Annotated in this window: 17 protein-coding genes and 1 pseudogene; 5 read left to right on the top strand and 13 right to left on the bottom strand. The window is 56.8% G+C overall.

Features of this window, described 5'->3' with window-relative positions; translation table 11 throughout:
- Nucleotides 1-1,047 carry a glycosyltransferase gene (locus AC1RQ5_RS28180; protein ID WP_493203919.1) on the bottom strand — a complete coding sequence of 349 codons (1,047 nt, stop codon included), beginning with the start codon at nucleotides 1,045-1,047 and terminating at the stop codon, nucleotides 1-3.
- Between the two features lie 162 nt (nucleotides 1,048-1,209).
- Entirely contained in the window at nucleotides 1,210-1,437 is a 228-nt protein-coding gene (locus AC1RQ5_RS28175; RefSeq protein WP_493203917.1) for a hypothetical protein, read from the bottom strand.
- A gap of 114 nt (nucleotides 1,438-1,551) precedes the next feature.
- Between AC1RQ5_RS28175 and AC1RQ5_RS28170 the strand changes: the two genes are divergently transcribed.
- Nucleotides 1,552-2,661 carry an acyl-CoA dehydrogenase family protein gene (locus AC1RQ5_RS28170; protein ID WP_493204526.1) on the top strand — a complete coding sequence of 370 codons (1,110 nt, stop codon included), beginning with the start codon at nucleotides 1,552-1,554 and terminating at the stop codon, nucleotides 2,659-2,661.
- On the top strand, nucleotides 2,661-3,395 hold the full coding sequence (locus tag AC1RQ5_RS28165; protein WP_493203916.1) for a PIG-L deacetylase family protein: 735 nt from the start codon (nucleotides 2,661-2,663) through the stop codon (nucleotides 3,393-3,395). The genes AC1RQ5_RS28170 and AC1RQ5_RS28165 overlap by 1 nt, the downstream gene beginning before the upstream one ends.
- Before the next feature lie 508 nt (nucleotides 3,396-3,903).
- Here the strand turns inward: AC1RQ5_RS28165 and AC1RQ5_RS28160 are convergent.
- A complete protein-coding gene (locus AC1RQ5_RS28160) occupies nucleotides 3,904-4,149 on the bottom strand; it encodes a hypothetical protein (protein ID WP_493203915.1) in 246 nt (81 codons plus the stop codon).
- Between the two features lie 88 nt (nucleotides 4,150-4,237).
- Between AC1RQ5_RS28160 and AC1RQ5_RS28155 the strand changes: the two genes are divergently transcribed.
- Entirely contained in the window at nucleotides 4,238-4,426 is a 189-nt protein-coding gene (locus AC1RQ5_RS28155; RefSeq protein ID WP_493203913.1) for a hypothetical protein, read from the top strand.
- 255 nt (nucleotides 4,427-4,681) lie between these two features.
- Here the strand turns inward: AC1RQ5_RS28155 and AC1RQ5_RS28150 are convergent, their stop codons facing one another.
- The 5 genes from AC1RQ5_RS28150 to AC1RQ5_RS28130 form a co-directional block, all read right to left on the bottom strand.
- Nucleotides 4,682-4,864, bottom strand: coding sequence for a hypothetical protein (locus tag AC1RQ5_RS28150; protein ID WP_493203911.1), 183 nt, complete (start codon nucleotides 4,862-4,864; stop codon nucleotides 4,682-4,684).
- Complete coding sequence (locus AC1RQ5_RS28145) at nucleotides 4,839-5,156, bottom strand: hypothetical protein (RefSeq protein WP_493203909.1); 318 nt, start codon at nucleotides 5,154-5,156, stop codon at nucleotides 4,839-4,841. The genes AC1RQ5_RS28150 and AC1RQ5_RS28145 overlap by 26 nt, the downstream gene beginning before the upstream one ends.
- A 594-nt stretch (nucleotides 5,157-5,750) precedes the next feature.
- On the bottom strand, nucleotides 5,751-5,933 hold the full coding sequence (locus AC1RQ5_RS28140) for a hypothetical protein (protein ID WP_493203907.1): 183 nt from the start codon (nucleotides 5,931-5,933) through the stop codon (nucleotides 5,751-5,753).
- 238 nt (nucleotides 5,934-6,171) lie between these two features.
- A complete protein-coding gene (locus AC1RQ5_RS28135; RefSeq protein ID WP_493203905.1) occupies nucleotides 6,172-8,364 on the bottom strand; it encodes a catalase in 2,193 nt (730 codons plus the stop codon).
- Between the two features lie 279 nt (nucleotides 8,365-8,643).
- Entirely contained in the window at nucleotides 8,644-9,024 is a 381-nt protein-coding gene (locus AC1RQ5_RS28130) for an NUDIX hydrolase (protein ID WP_493203903.1), read from the bottom strand.
- A gap of 137 nt (nucleotides 9,025-9,161) precedes the next feature.
- Here AC1RQ5_RS28130 and AC1RQ5_RS28125 point away from each other — a divergent pair, with 137 nt between their 5' ends.
- Nucleotides 9,162-10,862 carry an FAD/NAD(P)-binding protein gene (locus AC1RQ5_RS28125; protein ID WP_493203901.1) on the top strand — a complete coding sequence of 567 codons (1,701 nt, stop codon included), beginning with the start codon at nucleotides 9,162-9,164 and terminating at the stop codon, nucleotides 10,860-10,862.
- Here the strand turns inward: AC1RQ5_RS28125 and AC1RQ5_RS28120 are convergent.
- Nucleotides 10,859-11,458: an MOSC domain-containing protein gene (locus tag AC1RQ5_RS28120; RefSeq protein ID WP_493204524.1), complete on the bottom strand. Its 600-nt coding sequence runs from the start codon at nucleotides 11,456-11,458 to the stop codon at nucleotides 10,859-10,861. The two genes, AC1RQ5_RS28125 and AC1RQ5_RS28120, sit on opposite strands and share 4 nt — an antisense overlap.
- Nucleotides 11,459-11,467: 9 nt before the next feature.
- A pseudogene (locus AC1RQ5_RS28115) lies at nucleotides 11,468-11,599 on the bottom strand (MOSC N-terminal beta barrel domain-containing protein); the annotation flags it as partial.
- Between the two features lie 976 nt (nucleotides 11,600-12,575).
- Here AC1RQ5_RS28115 and AC1RQ5_RS28110 point away from each other — a divergent pair.
- Entirely contained in the window at nucleotides 12,576-12,770 is a 195-nt protein-coding gene (locus AC1RQ5_RS28110) for a hypothetical protein (RefSeq protein ID WP_493203900.1), read from the top strand.
- Between the two features lie 157 nt (nucleotides 12,771-12,927).
- Here the strand turns inward: AC1RQ5_RS28110 and AC1RQ5_RS28105 are convergent, their stop codons facing one another.
- The 3 genes from AC1RQ5_RS28105 to AC1RQ5_RS28095 all read right to left on the bottom strand — a co-directional run bounded on the left by AC1RQ5_RS28105 (nucleotide 12,928) and on the right by AC1RQ5_RS28095 (nucleotide 14,967).
- Nucleotides 12,928-13,431 carry a hypothetical protein gene (locus AC1RQ5_RS28105; protein ID WP_493203898.1) on the bottom strand — a complete coding sequence of 168 codons (504 nt, stop codon included), beginning with the start codon at nucleotides 13,429-13,431 and terminating at the stop codon, nucleotides 12,928-12,930.
- A 1,159-nt stretch (nucleotides 13,432-14,590) separates the two neighbouring features.
- A complete protein-coding gene (locus AC1RQ5_RS28100; RefSeq protein WP_493203897.1) occupies nucleotides 14,591-14,761 on the bottom strand; it encodes a hypothetical protein in 171 nt (56 codons plus the stop codon).
- 11 nt (nucleotides 14,762-14,772) lie between these two features.
- Nucleotides 14,773-14,967 (bottom strand): hypothetical protein, encoded by a 195-nt coding sequence (locus AC1RQ5_RS28095; RefSeq protein ID WP_493203895.1) that lies wholly within the window; start codon nucleotides 14,965-14,967, stop codon nucleotides 14,773-14,775.
- Nucleotides 14,968-15,304: the final 337 nt, after the last annotated feature.

Here is a 15,304-nt window from a genome sequence, read left to right as displayed (position 1 = left end):
CTAGTTCGCTTCCGGTAAAAACGAATTAGCGTCATCCAGGGTCAGAATTTCTTCCGAAAGTGTGCCGCCGAGAGCGCGTCGATAAACAGTTTCGTATCCATCGACCATAACCTCCGCGTCGCAGAAGCTTTCCGCCCGCCGTCGGCAATCTGCCCGATCGAGCGTTAGCGCTTTCGTTGCTGCCTCAGCCAAAGATAAGGCATCGTCCGGAATGGCTAACGCTCCTGTCGTCGGCGTAAGGATCATCGGAATCGCGCCCCGAGCGAACGCCGCGACCGGCACTCCGCACGCCAAAGCTTCAGCGACGACCAGCCCGTACGGTTCTTCCCAACAAGGCGTGCAAAGGAATGTCCGAGCGCCGCCGATGAGACCTGATAGGTCTCGATGCGTCAGATGGCCGACATAGAGCGCATCGCTACCAAGTCGCGGTCGGATCTGCTTCTCAAAATAAGCCTGGTCAAGAAGCGGTCCGGCGAAGCGCAGGTTCATTCCGAGGCGCCGCGCCGCGTCGATTGCAAAATGAAGCCCCTTCTCAGGCACAATCCGGCCATACCAGACCAAATAGGGCTCGCGGTCTGGACTATGGTGAAAACGGAAGCCCGACAGATCGACGCCGTTTAAGATGACATCCTCCGCCAATGCAACGTCCGACCACTCCTGACGGATCGCATCAGATACGGCTACAAGCCGGAGATTTTGACCTCCTGCGATGCGGACGCCGCTTGCGAGCCATTTGAAAGGCGGCGTGTGCAAGGTCGTGACCAACGGCATCGGCAACGCGTCTGCCATGACTATCGGCAAATAATGAAGCGAGTTATTGTGGATGATGTCAAATGACGAGGTACGAAGCTGGTTCATCAACGTGAGATAGGCGTGGTGCTCTTTGAAGAAAGCGACGTCTTCGGCCTCGTCCATTCCATAAACGTCCAGAGCCGTCTGAGAGCAGATTGGCTTGACGCCGATCGTGCCGCACGACTTCGTGGATGCGAAGACAACGACTTCGTGACCTCGGCTACGCAACGTTTTCGCAAGCAAATGCGTATGCATCTCCAGCCCTCCGGCAAATGGTTCAACGATCGGATGCTTAAGATGAGCGATTATGCCTATACGCAACGCGAAGTTTCCGATCCCTGTCCGGTGTGAAACGCCGAGCGTAGAATGCGGCGAAGTGTGGCACGTTCCCGTGCGATCTTCGGATTTGGCGAATAGCTATCGATGTTGAAAGTATAGTCGGACTTCTTGCAGAGCTTCCTGCGCCGTCGCGAAGCGGTTTCCGGCGAAGCTTTTCATAGGATTCCAATACGGACCTTGCGTGCTAACGATATAGCTTCCGTCTTCCTGCGCAAAAACGCGGCCTAAAGGCTCGTTCTCTTCGACCCAGAACAGAATCCAAGTTCCAACGCGTTCGTTGTGCGGGATGAGTTCAATAGTTGCCATCATTCAATCCCACCTTCAATCGAACCAAGAACCGGTGACCTTCCTTGTTCCTGGTCGGAACTAATTGACTAACGTCAGCTTGCCCTCGGCGCCTTCGCAGAACGAGGTCATCCCATTCTCATTTCCACTGATCCCAAGTCTGTCATTCAGGACGTCGCAGCATTTGCCGCCAAAGTCGCCGCGCGTGCGGCTGAAACCGATGCCGATGCGTTTATATCGCGGGATACCTGGAGCGACTTTGCATCAGGCAGCGTTGCGATTTGCCCGCTACCGATCGAATTCGGTGGCGCAGGGTTGTGGGATGACCGATTTGGCTTCGAGCAATGCACCATCCTCCGCACGCTGGGTGCGGCAGATCTCTCACTGGCTCGCCTATTTGAAGGTCACCTGAACGCCATCGGCTTAGTTTGCCGATACGGAACTGCCGACCAAGTCGCAGAGCTGGCCCGCGATGTCGCTAAAGGCGCACTTTCGGCTGTGTGGGGTGCCGAAGACGCTATTGGCCTCAAGATTGTAGCCAATGGAGGTGTCTCTGTCCTCGAAGGTCGCAAGATCCTAGCATCTGGTGCTGGGTTCGTGGCTCGCCCGCTTGTGACAGCCACTGATTCCGATGGGCAGCAGATGTGTCTGCTTCGGTTGCATCCCGGCTACGAACACGACGTCGGAGGCTGGCAGGCGCTAGGAATGCGAGCCACCGCTACCGGGACGGTGGATTTTACAGGAATGTTGGTCACCGCCCACGAACGAGTAGGCAAACCGAACGATTACATGCAACAACCAACTTTTTCCGGCGGAGCGTGGCGTTTTTGCGCAGCGCATGTTGGAGCGGTCGAGCGCTTGGTTGACCTGTTCAAGCGACATCTGGTCGTCACCAAACGTGGCGAGGATCCTTATCAGCTTCAGCGCCTCGCAATATGTGTGTCGGCCGCCAAGACGGCACGCTTCTGGGTGGAAGAAACGGCCGGAAGGATGGCTGGCGACGGCGATCCAGACGAAACTGTCGCGATCGCTCATTTGACCCGCATGACGGTTGAGAGAAGTGCTCTAACCGTCATTGAGGCAGTCCAGCGCGGCATAGGCCTTCGAGCGTTTGTTCGGTCAAACGAAGTCGAACGCATCTGCCGCGATCTTTCAACTTATCTGCGACAGCCTGCGCCTGATCTTGCGATGAGCGATGCGGCGAAAACATTTTTAAACGCATCTGCAGGCGTCGGGGACTTCTGATGAAAATTTCGCAGTTTCTGGAGGAGACGCGGCAGCTTCCTGTCGCCACCCGATCCGAAATAGTTGGTGACGCGCCGTTTGTTGTGGTTTCGCCGCACCCCGACGACGAAACGCTCGGCCTGGGAGGCTTGATCAGGCAAGCCCGCGACGTCGGCCAGCGGGTTATCATTGTGGTGCTGACAGACGGCGCCGGCTCCCATACAAAATCGAAAACCTACCCCACGCCTCGCTTGATTGCGCTACGCAAGCAGGAAGTGCTCGAGGCTGCCAGGATCCTTGGCCTGAACGCCGCCGACTTGCATCACTTCGATCAGCCCGACGCCAAGGCACCGTTGTCCGGCACCGTTTTTGAGCAAGCCACTGGCGACCTGTCTGCCATCGTGAGAGACAGCGGTGCGAGGAATCTATTCGTTACTTGGCGACACGACCCGCATTGCGATCATGTTGCAGCAGCAGCTTTGTGCAAGGCGACGATCGCGCTGTGCCCCGACGTCAAGTTGTGGGAATACCCGATCTGGGGCTGGCACCTCGATCCAGAGACGGAAATTTTGACCAACGGCGCCAGCGGATATCGTATCGATATAACCAGCGAAAAAGAAATAAAAGCGCAAGCGATCGCGGCGCATCGATCTCAGATGACTGACTTAATTGCCGATGATCCCGAGGGTTTTCGTTTCACACCTCGAACGCTTGCACCGTTCCTCGGAAATTACGAATACATATGCACAGATTGACGCCCCTCGCGCCAAGCATAGAGGCTTCGCTTGGTTTACCCACAGCTATGACGGGAAGCTTGCGCGGACCGAGATCTACAAGGAGCTGCACAGCAGAATGTAACCTCACAGGGACTCGAACAGGAACCGTAGGCTCACCGTAGCGAGCGCTGCCAACTGGACGGCCAGCGCGGCTGCGAGCTCCGCCTCTAATCTTTTATCTTGGCTGTCTATCCACCATTGAGCAATCCTGCGCCGCATTCACGCCCATGACAACACGATTACGCGCCTATGATATGAAACAGCATCGGCAGGCTTATAACCAAAACACCGAGCGTCAAGAGCCCCAAGGTTAGGCCCTCAAAGTCGTCGTCGGCTGGCGGGGGATTCGGTCCAACCTGTTTGGCGAATGAACTAAACATTTCTCAGCCTTATTTTCTGCGAGCCGCTTATCGTAGAACCAACCAAAGCCCGCTCGTCTCCGTTTCGCTGTACGTTTGCTGCCCATCACCATCGACATCGCAGGCCCTCAGGACGCCACTTCAAGCGTGCACGGTTCGATTACCCGCAGGTATTCCGCAATGGCACGATTTGATAGCAGCAGGCGACTTCGTTCACCGCGCTTGATCATCGATTCTATGTGGCCGAGAAGAAAATAGCTGCAGCGCTCTGGATCGTCGATCTTACCGGCGCGCTCTAAGTAATCCCACGCGATCTCGGTAGCCTCCTCGGCGAGGACGGCGTAACGCGGGGACTGATCAACGAAATGCACCATGCTTCGACAATATGCAGACACCTTATTCGTTCCAGCGCCCGGAACGTGGACATCGAAAGCGTATTGCTTTGTCACAAAGGAGCGAACGGTGAAGAATTCTGAAGACAATCTGCCTAGTGAAAAGTTCAAGCCAGATCCGAGCACCGAGCAGGACAAGGGTAGTCTGGCTCAGAGCGATAAGCCTTGGGAGAAGAACCCGCAGAACACGACCGATCCGAGTCTACCGGACACCCCGAAGCCAGACCTGGAGAAGTGGCAGAACCGCAAGACGCATTGAGAGGCTATGGGCTCTACTCGTTTTAAGTCGCGCCCGTGTTTCTTCGTAACGGTTCGATAGCGCCTGATTGGCGAAGGTCAGCCCGAACCTTCCTTACACCCGGAAACGATTTGCCGAGCTGATTGGCCTTCTTCGTGACCGCAGAGCTGCGCCGCCCCAGCGCTGCGGACGCGCGGAGTAGCGTGGCGCCCGATGCTTCAAGCCTAAGAAGATGAGCCACGTCTTCAGCTGTCCAGAGTTTCGTTATAGTCATGATCAACGTGCCCCGTGCTGACTGAGGCGCTCAATCAACGCATCTATTCGTTGGGCTCTGTCGCGGCTTTCGAGCCGTTTATTGCGGCGACAGGCAAGGTTGGAAAGCAAATCCGTTGCAACAGCTTCGAATTCCGCATGGGTCTCAAGCTGAATGGGTTCACCAAATAGCAAGTGCGAAGTCATCGCACGCTCCTTTCCATGAGAGGAAGGCGGGAGCGCAATAGGCGATCTCATCACCGATAGAGGCCAAGGGCCGGGCGGTGATATTCGGAAAGTGCGCCCAACTAGGCGCAATAGCCAGCGCTTTATTACGCTCACCAATCAGTTCATCGACCTTGGCGTACATGCGCTCCAGCAACGCAGCGGCAGAGGCGATATTGATGCCAGCTTTCTGGAGGTCAAGAATGTCTCTTTGCTGCCGCTTGATCTGCACGCGCATGCGCACAATCTCGGCCCTGATGTGGTCGAGTCCCATGGTCCAATTCCCTGATGATACGCCATAGGAACGAAACGCGAACACAGAGTCAATCAGGAACTTGCTTTGAGTTTGCGAAACTTTGGCTGAAGCGCAACGTTGATCACAATGCCCAAGCGCAAGCCGACATCGCCCATGGAAGTACAGCCGAGCGGTCGGAATCTCGGCACGCAATTGATGCCAGCTATGCCGACACCAGGCGCGCCGAGGAACGGCCCATACCATCCGGCGCCGGGAACGGCGGAAGATGAAAGACAGGCCGTTCTAGCGGAAGCATCCCGCAGGAAATCGTTGAAAAAGCAGCGGGCGCAGCAGGAACGCTAACGACTACGCTCAGCGTCATGCTCGCGGAGAAAAGTCAGCCCGTGGACTGTCAGACGGTGCCGGTCTGTCTCACCCTCAGCATAAAGCTCATCGAGATGTTTGGTAAGCTCAGCACGAACACCTAACGCTTCAGCACGATCCGAAAGGGCGCCATAGATGTCCATGGCTCGGTCTGCAGCTCCGATAATCATAGGTGGCCTTTGTGATGGCCAACGCCACCTGTTGCCAACGCGATTGACGCTGGTTACCGGAGACAAAGCGCGCCGCCTCCTATCGTTCCGGCGGCGCCGGTTTGTGCATTGAATTGGCGTTGAGCCAGTCCTCGTTATCAGCGGCAGATATCCAGTAATGCGCCATTTGAAGTAACCGCAGGCTCTCTTGTGGGTCTACTTCAATCTCCGCTTTTTTCGCGAAGTCCGATGCCTTCAGCCGGAATGATGTACCCTGGCGCATTTTTGCTCACTCCCTTGGATGAGCATAATCACGAGCTGCATCAAAGGTTTCTTGGTTTACGAACTAGCTTAAGACGCCCCGCTCCAACGAAACCGCGCACCTTACTCTGCTGCAACGGCCATCCAGTGGTGCACGCGGTGGCTCTGCAGCCACCAGCACAGGGAATGCCGCGACTGCCAAAGCCGACCGCGAGCTTGATCGCAAGATAAACAGCATCTGTAAGGCTGCTGAGACGCCTTCAGGCTGGCACCGCATCAATATCCCGATTTGGGAACCGATGTTGACGCATCGCCTCGATAAAAGAGGCGATGTTTCCATCCTTAACCACGCCCACGCTTTCATCAGCCTCTGGCAAATGGGCTGCTTCCAAAACAACCCTACCGTCAGTGAAGAATGCCAAAGGCTTGCCGTGCCTGAACGCTTCGTTCACAAAATGAATGGCTAGGCCAGAGACCGCAAGCGCCGCAGCTGATTTGCCACCCAAGACGATGACGCCGTCGTAGATCACGGAAGGTGCGTTCGGCGCTGCGCGATTGACCTTCTGCTGTTTTCCATTGGAGTCAGGCACCGTCCCGGCATGAGCGGCGACGAGTTCGGGGACCGTTTCTTCGGCTGCCAAGGCAGCGAGGATGGACTTGAACTGCGCCGCGTCCATGCCGTCACCGCCGAGGATGGCGATCCGGCGGCCCTTGATGCTGTCGCAAGGCCTGTCGAGGCTAAGTATCGGCGATACCAGATCCTTCGCGTCTTTGCGCAACGGACCCGATGGGCTCGGCGCAGAGGGTGTGGGGTTACGAGCCGTTCCCACGGGAGCGACTGCGATGCCAGTCTGCGCAGAGACAGCCTGGGCGAGCGGTTCGGCAATATTGACAAGGATCTCGTTCATGACGTGGTGTCGAACCTCCTCATTCTCAACCTGATTCAGTTCGAACGCGAAAGCCTCGGCGATGTGTGCCTTCTCCCAATCCGCCATGCTGTTCCAAAACATGGTCGCTTGACTGAAATGGTCGGAGAAACTGTCGCTGCGCTGGCGGATTTTTGCGCCATCGACTTTTTCTCCGTAGCTAACGAAGGCTTGAGCTCCATCCGGCGAATGCATCGGGCAGCCACCGCCAAGGCGGTTCGGAAAATACGATACCCGCCCCTTGTCAACGGTCGTTCGTGCCATAGCGTCGCGCTGGTTATTATGAACCGGACACAGTGGACGGTTGATCGGCAGTTCTGCGAAGTTCGGACCGACGCGACGCAGTTGCGTATCCGTGTAGGAGAACAGCCGCCCCTGCAGCAGCGGGTCATTGCTGAAATCGATGCCTGGCACGATGTGCCCGGTGTGGAACGCCACCTGCTCGGTTTCGGCGAAGTAATTGTCAGGGTTGCGATTGAGCGTCATTTTTCCGACCCGACGCACCGGCACCAATTCCTCCGGAATGATTTTGGTGGGGTCGAGAAGATCGAAATCAAACTTGAATTCGTCCTTTTCCGGAACGATCTGCAAGCCAAGCTCCCATTCGGGATAGTCGCCCCGCTCGATCGACTCGAAAAGATCGCGCCGGTGGAAATCGGCGTCCTTGCCGGAGATCTTCTGCGACTCATCCCAGACCAGCGAATGCACGCCCTTCACCGGCTTCCAGTGGAATTTCACAAAGCATGCCTTGCCCTTGGAGTTCACAAGCCGGAAGGTGTGGACGCCAAAACCCTCCATCATGGCGAGGCTGCGCGGCAGCGCGCGATCGCTCATGACCCACATCAGCATGTGAGCACTCTCGGGCGTCAGCGAAATGAAGTCCCAGAACGTGTCATGCGCCGACGCCGCTTGCGGGATTTCGTTATTCGGCTCCGGTTTGACCGCGTGGATCAGATCGGGAAATTTGATAGCGTCTTGAATAAAGAAGACCGGCATATTGTTGCCGACGATGTCCCAGACTCCCTCCTCGGTGTAGAGCTTAACCGCAAACCCGCGCACGTCCCGCGGTGTGTCGGCAGAGCCGCGTGAGCCAGCGACTGTCGAGAAGCGAACAAAGACAGGTGTCTTGCGCGAGGTGTCGTTCAAAACCCCTGCAGACGTAAAATCTGAAAGATCTTCATATAGTTCAAATACGCCATGCGCTGCGGCGCCGCGCGCATGCACGACGCGCTCTGGAATTCGCTCATGATCGAAATGGGTGATCTTTTCACGGAGATGGAAGTCTTCGAGCAACGTCGGTCCGCGCGGACCAGCCTTCAAGGAATTCTGGTCATCTAAGATGACGACGCCTTGGTTGCCCGTCATGGCGACGCCCGGCTCAACGGTGTCGCGCGAGAGGTCGGCACTTTTGCCATTGTCGATATCGCGCGAGCGATTGTCTGATCGGCTTGATGACTGACCCGACGAACGAGCCTTCGGGGGGCGTGCGGCGCCCTTTGCCTTTGCCGCGACCTTTTTGGTGGCCATGAACCGCTCTCCTGCTTGAAATGTTGAGGCATTCCAAACTGGATGGTATGCACAACGTTCCTACCGCCGTACCGAGAGTTTGACCGGGGACACACGGGACGACTGGCGGCCGATCTTCGGAAGTGCTGCACAAACGCGGCGAGAGATTTTCTTCTAGAATCGTGGGCTATGGCGGCCCGCGACGGCATGCCCACCGTACCCATCTACGTGTGAGGGCCGTCGAATGCCATTCATCGGTTCGTTTCATCCGCGCCGATCCAAGCTCTACTGTCGCGCCGTTCACTTCCGCGGAAAGAGTTTGTCCCGAATGTACCGGGACGTCGGCGTTAGTCGAAGCCGGTGCGGCTTCCGCCACTCCGCGCGATCGAGCTCCTTTCTGTCCCCAATGTCGAGACGGCCTGATACATTTTTCGCAGTAAAGATCGCATCACTCATTTTTCTGCCCGAGAAACGGTTCTTGCTCGTTGCCTCCTTCCAAAGTGTAACCCGCCCTGTTTTTAGCTTAGGCAGTTCCTCCTTGATCTCGCGCCGAAGGCATTCTTTATCTGTTTCGCCTGCCAGCTTGCGACCGCCTGGAAACATCCAGAGCCCATCCTTTCGTCGTTTGACTAGCAGCACTTTGCCCCGCTTCTCAGCAACTAACTTCGACGAGTTCGCCATCTATTTGTTTGTCCGTCCGCTCTTCCCAAATTACCGACCACAAGCGCACGCTTTGCTGCTCGCATGCCGGGAACCATTCTCGACCATAACGGTCTTAGATGCGGCTTAGTTGCCTAACCTTCGTCTCGCACCTTCGGTTGCCCACCAATTATGACCACCAAAGTCGCCTCATCGGCTCAGGACCCACCGGCATCTACACCTTGGCGGGACTGATTGGGCAAGGCCCGTCCCTGTCGATTACGGTTTTTGAAGCTGAAGCGGACGCGGGAAAAGGCACGCCATATCATCCGGACGCCAATGATCAGGTGATGCTTGCAAACATTGCGAGCGTCGAATTGCCCCCGATACGCGAAACGCTTGTCGCTTGGCTACGGCGACAAACCGACGAAGAGCTGGCGCGGTTGAACGTGGCGCGCCACAATATCAAAGAGCGAGAGTTTTATCCTCGGGTGGTCATCGGCGAATATTTGCAGTCCCAGTTCCTGCGATTGGTCGAAGAAGGTTCGGCCAACGGACATGCGATCCTGATCAGGCCCAACCACAGGATCGTAGACATACGCTTGCGGCCCGATGACATACAGGTGTCCGCAGCACTTCCAAACGGTGATCTCAAGGAGTATGCGTACGACCACGTCGTCATGGCGACTGGCCACAATTGGCCGGAAACGACCGAGGTGAAGCCGGGCTATTTCATATCGCCCTGGCCAGCTCCCGCTTTAAAGACCATTAAGCCCTGTTCTATTGGCATTTTAGGTACGTCATTAAGCGCCATCGACGCTTTAATGACGGTGGCGACCGCTCATGGAGCGTTCTATCTGGATCCTGCAGGGCAACTCCAGTACCGGGCAGCCGCACAGAGCGAAGCTTTCAGTGCCTCGCTGATGTCGCGCAAAGGCGTCCTTCCGGAAGCTGACTTTTACTGTGAATACCCGTACCGACCGCTGCAGGTATGTACGACGGAGGCGATCGACGCCGAAATCGAAATCGGGTCCAGAAATCTCCTGAATCGCGCTTTTGATTTGTTCAAGCAAGAGCTCGCAGCGGCAGATCCGGGGTACGCTCAAGCGATCGGCCTTTCGCTATTGACCGTTGAGACGTTCTCGAATGCCTACTTTGCTGCGCGCGAGGAGTCCGACCCATTCGTCTGGGCAGCCATGAACCTCGCCGAGGCCGAAGACAACAAGACCAAAGAACGGACGGTCGAATGGCGTTATGCCATCCTTCGCATGCATGAGGTCATCGCGCGCGTCGTACCGCTTCTCGACGAGGCAGACCTAAGGCGCTTTCACAAACACCTCAAAACCATGTTCGTCGATGACTATGCCACCGTCCCTCATCAATCGATACAGCGTGTTCTGGCTCTCAGGCGCGCGGGCAAGCTCGACGTTCTGAAGCTCGGGACTGCGTACAAGCTCCACACTGATGGTTTGGATCGCGGCGCAGTTCTTGAGTTCGGTGGTGAGCGAAAGGTGTTCGGTGCATTTATCGATGCGACAGGTCAGTCGGCTATGTCGGCACGGGACCTTCCCTTTCCGAGCCTTGTCGAGCAAGGCGTCGTGAGTCCGGCGACTACGACATTAGGTAACTTGATCATTGGCGAGGAAGACGCGAGTTTTGCCAGGACCGGAGGTCTCGATCTCGACCGATCATTCCGCCCGATCTTTGAAGAGAATCTTTGCAACAAACTCTACTGTGCGGCGATCAGCTTCCTGTTACACAAACTGCCATTCGTACAAGGACTGACGAGCGCCAAGGAATTGGGCGATATCGTTTCTACCGCAATACTCGATAAGCGCCCAGCGACTGTGGCCGGGACCAACACTCTGGAAAGCGCTTAGGCGATATCCCGAATAGTCAGTTGATCCCCCACCTGAATAATGCCTTCCAGGGCGACTGAACAATAGACACCGAAGTGTCGCTTGTTGTGCCGCAGTATGCTTCGGAGGATGTCCGGGTCTTCATCGAGCCCCGGCTGCGCGATGAATGTTACTCCGCAACGTTTCGTTTTCTCCTCAACGCGAAGTTCGGTCGTGCCCACCCGAATGGTGTGTCCAACCCAAGCGTCTTCCGGAAAGCCCGTGCTGTCGGTGGTCTCAACAAGTATGGTCGGGCGAAAGCGGCGAACATCGATTTCGTTTAACGACCTGATTTCAGCGAGACGGCGCAGCGAACCGGTCGTGAGGATATGGACCGGAAAATGATGATGGCGGTGTGCCGCGGTTGGAAAAATGCGGTCCGGTGAGCCGTCATCCAATTTCCCGATCGCGACGGAAAACCCGAAGTAGCCCGATAAATGTTCGTTGATGCCTGTATCGGCAACCGACATCGTTGCTCCATCGGGAAATGCCACGACAGGCAGGTCACCCTCAAAAGTTAGGGCGGTTAGTTGGAGCGCGGAACGCCAACGCGCGTCTCTTTCCGGAACGGCAGGCATGCCAGTCTCACCGTCTAACAGAACGAAATTGCGGTCTCCGGTGATACCCGACGCCTCGACAGCCAGGGACCTCACGGGCTCACCGCCAACTGAACTGACTGGGTATTGCCACAACTCGACGATTTTCCCGGCAAAATGCAAACTACGCTCGCAGATCTATGAGTTGCTGGGCACAAGGATGCGTCCGGCGGGAACGCATGGATCGAACGATTAAAATCTCCGCGAGTTCCCGTCTCACGGGCACCTAATCGAGCAAGTGGCCCGTTCGATCTGCGCCAGGTTGAGGCATACAAGCGCGAAGAACGCATCACGCTCCGCATTTCAAACGAATGTCCGCTCTGCGCCAAGAGCGGCCAAATTCGCTGAATTACCTTTGATCTTACGATTATGTCTTGATCTGAGCACGAAGAATGCGGCGACAGCGAAAGGGCAGCCGAGCGAGATCCACGAGACGGCGTCCCAAATGCCATCGCTAATCTAGGCCGACTCTATGACCGGTAGCGCGCCAGGGCTCGACATCTTCACCGAAAGCTACGTCGTGCGCGACGCAAGGTGCTGGCAGATCACTGACGCCGGCCGGCAAGCCCTGCAACGAATGGACAGAGCGCCCCATCAGAGCCCGTCACGGAGCAAGTCGTCCTGCGCTCAATGCGAAGCCTGCTATCGCCATCGTGGCAACCGGAATGCTCCCCGCTGCAAACCTTCGCAAAGTTGATCCATATCGCCGATCGACGACGTCTTCCGCGCCGCGCTGTATAGCCCGCGCCCTCAGGCAAACGAGTGGTCAGAGCCTTCGCGGTTCACTCGGCGGCGGAGTTGCTACGTCTGCAGCGGGACCGAAGCGGCCGGGCATCTATTCCGAGGCACGACTACGCCAGCGAAATGCCGCAGGGATGGCGGGCCTATACCTACATCGCGCTGGAAACATCTTGAAACCCACGCGGCGCACATTCGTAATACGGAGGGTGGCGTAAAAGAGGTCTAAATGCCCGCATGGCCAGATGCTTGTTGTGACGACACGGTGAACCTGTCATGCAATTACGGAACAGCATCGTGTCCAATGTCTATTTATGACGGCAGATGTTTAGAGTATGTGCGGACGATCCTGCGAGGGAAAATGGACGCACAGCACAAACCCACAGCCCAGTCTTGGCGCTATCGGAAGCGGGCGGCGGAACTAGCTCGCGTATCTGATGAGACAATTGATATCCAGGAGCAGACAGAGCTTGTGAAGCAAGCGCTGCAGTGGATCGCTTTGGCCGAAAACGACGAGTTCATGGCCATGCATCGTCCGCGGGCAAACGATAATTGAAGCCCGACGCGCCAGGGCATTCTGGAGGGACGGCGCGCCGGGACCGCCAGCATGAGTTGGGCGACACACCGGCGAGTTATTTGACCACGCTAAGCCGCCCAAAGCCAGCCTAGCCGTTCCGCGACTGTCGGAAGATAAGCGGAAAAGCTCTGACGGTCTATTTTCGCATAGAGACCACATTGCTGTTCCGGCGTTCGCTGGTAATGTCTACCAGAGATCCCATCATCCTAACTGGCCGACCGCTTGCATCGGCGGAACAAAGGCCGCTAAGCCCACGAAGCCGATTGTTCGCGATGACACGGAAGTCAAGGGCAAACGTTTCGCCGGGAGCAGTGGAGCGCTTGAGCTCTTCTAGAAACTGCGGGACATCCTCTTGGTGCACAGACTTGATGTAGTCTTCTACGGGTAGCCCAAGAGCGGCGTTGTCTGGCGTCATCCCGAAGAACTCTGCTGTGATAGGATTTGCGTGATCGAGATTGTTTGTGATGTCCCAGTCCCAAATACCAATCCGGCTCTCATGTTGGGTGTCGGCTTGAAGGTCGTGGAAATATGCATCGCTGGCCGCCAGCTTTAGCCACATGGAAAGGGACTGCAGTCCCTTTGCTCTAGCTAAAAGCTCAAGCCTCTCGCAAATTGAACCGACCTTGAGCTGTCCCGCCATATGATCCCCTCCATGGAAAGCCGAGGGGAAGCGTAAAGCGGTTATAGAACTCAGTCCAGATGAGAGATTGCTCAGCGCAGTCACTACGGGGCGATTCCGCCAGGATCCGATCGGTTCAAATGCTCAATGACACGTTCGCAGCGCGGACATTCGAACGTGCGGACCTCAAATCCAGCAGGCCGCGGAGATATCCGTAGCAGATTCATTCGTGTGCTACATTTCAAGCACTGTGGTGCGTGGATCAGCATGGTCGCTCAGCCTCGTTCGACCTTATCGGTAAACTAGCCGAACGTTGCCAGAAACCATCCAACGATTGCCAGCGGGGGTGCGCCTGCAACTGTAACTGACAGCAGCGGCGGGGCTGCGAGTCTTGGGAGCTCTTCAGGGTTTCAGTTGTGCCCCACGCCCCAGCGGCTGGGACGCGTTGTGGCAAGGCAATTAGCCCCGGGCAGAGAACGCTGCCTCTGGATCAAGCGCGCGGATCTTGGCTTTCAATTGCCGCGTCCCGGCAAATTGCAGCCCGTGCAGACGTGCCTTTTTAGTGACGCTGGCCATCCGGCGATTCAACGCCGCAGACGCGCGGGCAAGGGAAGCCCCTTGCGCCGCTAATTCCTCAGTCGAGTGATGTCAGCGTCGGTCCAGCTTCTGTTGGTGATGTGCGCCATCATTCAGGCCCTTTTTAGCATTTTGATTTTCCGGTCCAGATCCAAAGTTCGACGTCGTGCCCGTCGACGAGCTTCTCGGCGATCCTAATGACGCGCTTGTCGTCTTCGGCTTCGATGATCTCGGAAGCGGTGAAGTGGCCGTCGTGCCCGACGGTATAGCTCTGTACTTGGGCATGGCGTGCTCCTGTGTTTACGACGGGAGCGAACGCACTCTCAGCCACCGATAGATGCCAAAGGCCGGGCGGTGATAAGGCACAGTATCCTTGCGCTAAAGGCCATTTCCATAACCCATATTAGAAATAGGCAAATAGGCACGCAGAGCCCTACAGGGTTATTGACCGGTCCCCTCGTCCATCTCGATCTCTTTGGCCCGCTGCTCATATTCGGCAGCCGCTTCCGTCAAACGAGACTTTGTCTCCGGGTCATGGACGCCACCAGCAAGCCTCTTGGCCCGATCGGCCAATTGGCGAAGCCTGACAGGGTCTGTTTCCACTTCATGGGCCACCAGCGACACTTCCGGCAATCGCCATAGCGAGGGAATCGAGGTCGATAACGCCGTCCACGCGGAAACCCTTGGTCGTGTCGATCGACAAATCCGCCGGTTTGTCGGCAGCTTGCCGTTCCAGCTCAACCTTGATGGCCTCGACGATCTGCTCTTCAAGCATTGCGCTCTCCGCTAAACAGTGGCTTTGCGTCCCGTGCGGGCGTTCAGCGGTCCCTGGCGGTCGCGCAGCAGGCCCTCAGGAATATCCACGTGTCCTTCAGCGTTAGGATGCGCGGCATGGTCGGTCGGCTGCTGTTTAACGGGAGTTACCGCGTCGTACGCGCCGCTGCGGGTGTCGCGGCCGTCGGTGTGCATGTCGTTCGCCATGGAAGTCTCCTTTGGGAGCCCAATGGGCAACCACTGCCGTCGTTCCAAGACGAGATCGCATTGGCTTGAGGAAACTAGGTAGGCACCAGCAATTTAGTCTGCGCACCGGCGATCCGGCGAGACCGTTGGCGCGGGGCCGGTCCCGCTCTTTCCAGCCCCCAGCTAAAGGGCGAGGCCTAAGCCCGGCAGCCATGCCAAGCCGGCTCACTCAGATCGGAAAACCCATGCCACAAAAAGAAGATGGACGGATCGTCGAGACCGCGACTGCAGCCCGCCAAGGCGAGCGAGGACCTTCAGTCTTAACGCTTTTGGTCGTAAGCGTAGCTCTCGCGCTCGC

The sequence above is a fragment of the Tardiphaga sp. GW821-FHT12E02 genome (assembly GCF_058807155.1).
Note: the sequence above shows the minus strand (reverse complement) of the source record. Positions and strands in the feature narration are given on the sequence as shown.

Bases quoted from the DNA above. Each gene is read 5' to 3' on its own strand.
- AC1RQ5_RS28120 (WP_493204524.1), bottom strand. From the start codon at position 11,458: ATGCCTGCCGTTCCGGAAAGAGACGCGCGTTGGCGTTCCGCGCTCCAA.
- AC1RQ5_RS28110 (WP_493203900.1), top strand. From the start codon at position 12,576: ATGGACGCACAGCACAAACCCACAGCCCAGTCTTGGCGCTATCGGAAG.
- AC1RQ5_RS28100 (WP_493203897.1), bottom strand. From the start codon at position 14,761: ATGCTTGAAGAGCAGATCGTCGAGGCCATCAAGGTTGAGCTGGAACGG.
- AC1RQ5_RS28105 (WP_493203898.1), bottom strand. From the start codon at position 13,431: ATGGCGGGACAGCTCAAGGTCGGTTCAATTTGCGAGAGGCTTGAGCTT.
- AC1RQ5_RS28130 (WP_493203903.1), bottom strand. From the start codon at position 9,024: ATGGCGAACTCGTCGAAGTTAGTTGCTGAGAAGCGGGGCAAAGTGCTG.
- AC1RQ5_RS28145 (WP_493203909.1), bottom strand. From the start codon at position 5,156: ATGGGACTCGACCACATCAGGGCCGAGATTGTGCGCATGCGCGTGCAG.
- AC1RQ5_RS28165 (WP_493203916.1), top strand. From the start codon at position 2,661: ATGAAAATTTCGCAGTTTCTGGAGGAGACGCGGCAGCTTCCTGTCGCC.
- AC1RQ5_RS28180 (WP_493203919.1), bottom strand. From the start codon at position 1,047: ATGCATACGCATTTGCTTGCGAAAACGTTGCGTAGCCGAGGTCACGAA.
- AC1RQ5_RS28135 (WP_493203905.1), bottom strand. From the start codon at position 8,364: ATGGCCACCAAAAAGGTCGCGGCAAAGGCAAAGGGCGCCGCACGCCCC.
- AC1RQ5_RS28140 (WP_493203907.1), bottom strand. From the start codon at position 5,933: ATGCGCCAGGGTACATCATTCCGGCTGAAGGCATCGGACTTCGCGAAA.
- AC1RQ5_RS28160 (WP_493203915.1), bottom strand. From the start codon at position 4,149: ATGGTGCATTTCGTTGATCAGTCCCCGCGTTACGCCGTCCTCGCCGAG.
- AC1RQ5_RS28095 (WP_493203895.1), bottom strand. From the start codon at position 14,967: ATGGCGAACGACATGCACACCGACGGCCGCGACACCCGCAGCGGCGCG.
- AC1RQ5_RS28175 (WP_493203917.1), bottom strand. From the start codon at position 1,437: ATGGCAACTATTGAACTCATCCCGCACAACGAACGCGTTGGAACTTGG.
- AC1RQ5_RS28150 (WP_493203911.1), bottom strand. From the start codon at position 4,864: ATGACTTCGCACTTGCTATTTGGTGAACCCATTCAGCTTGAGACCCAT.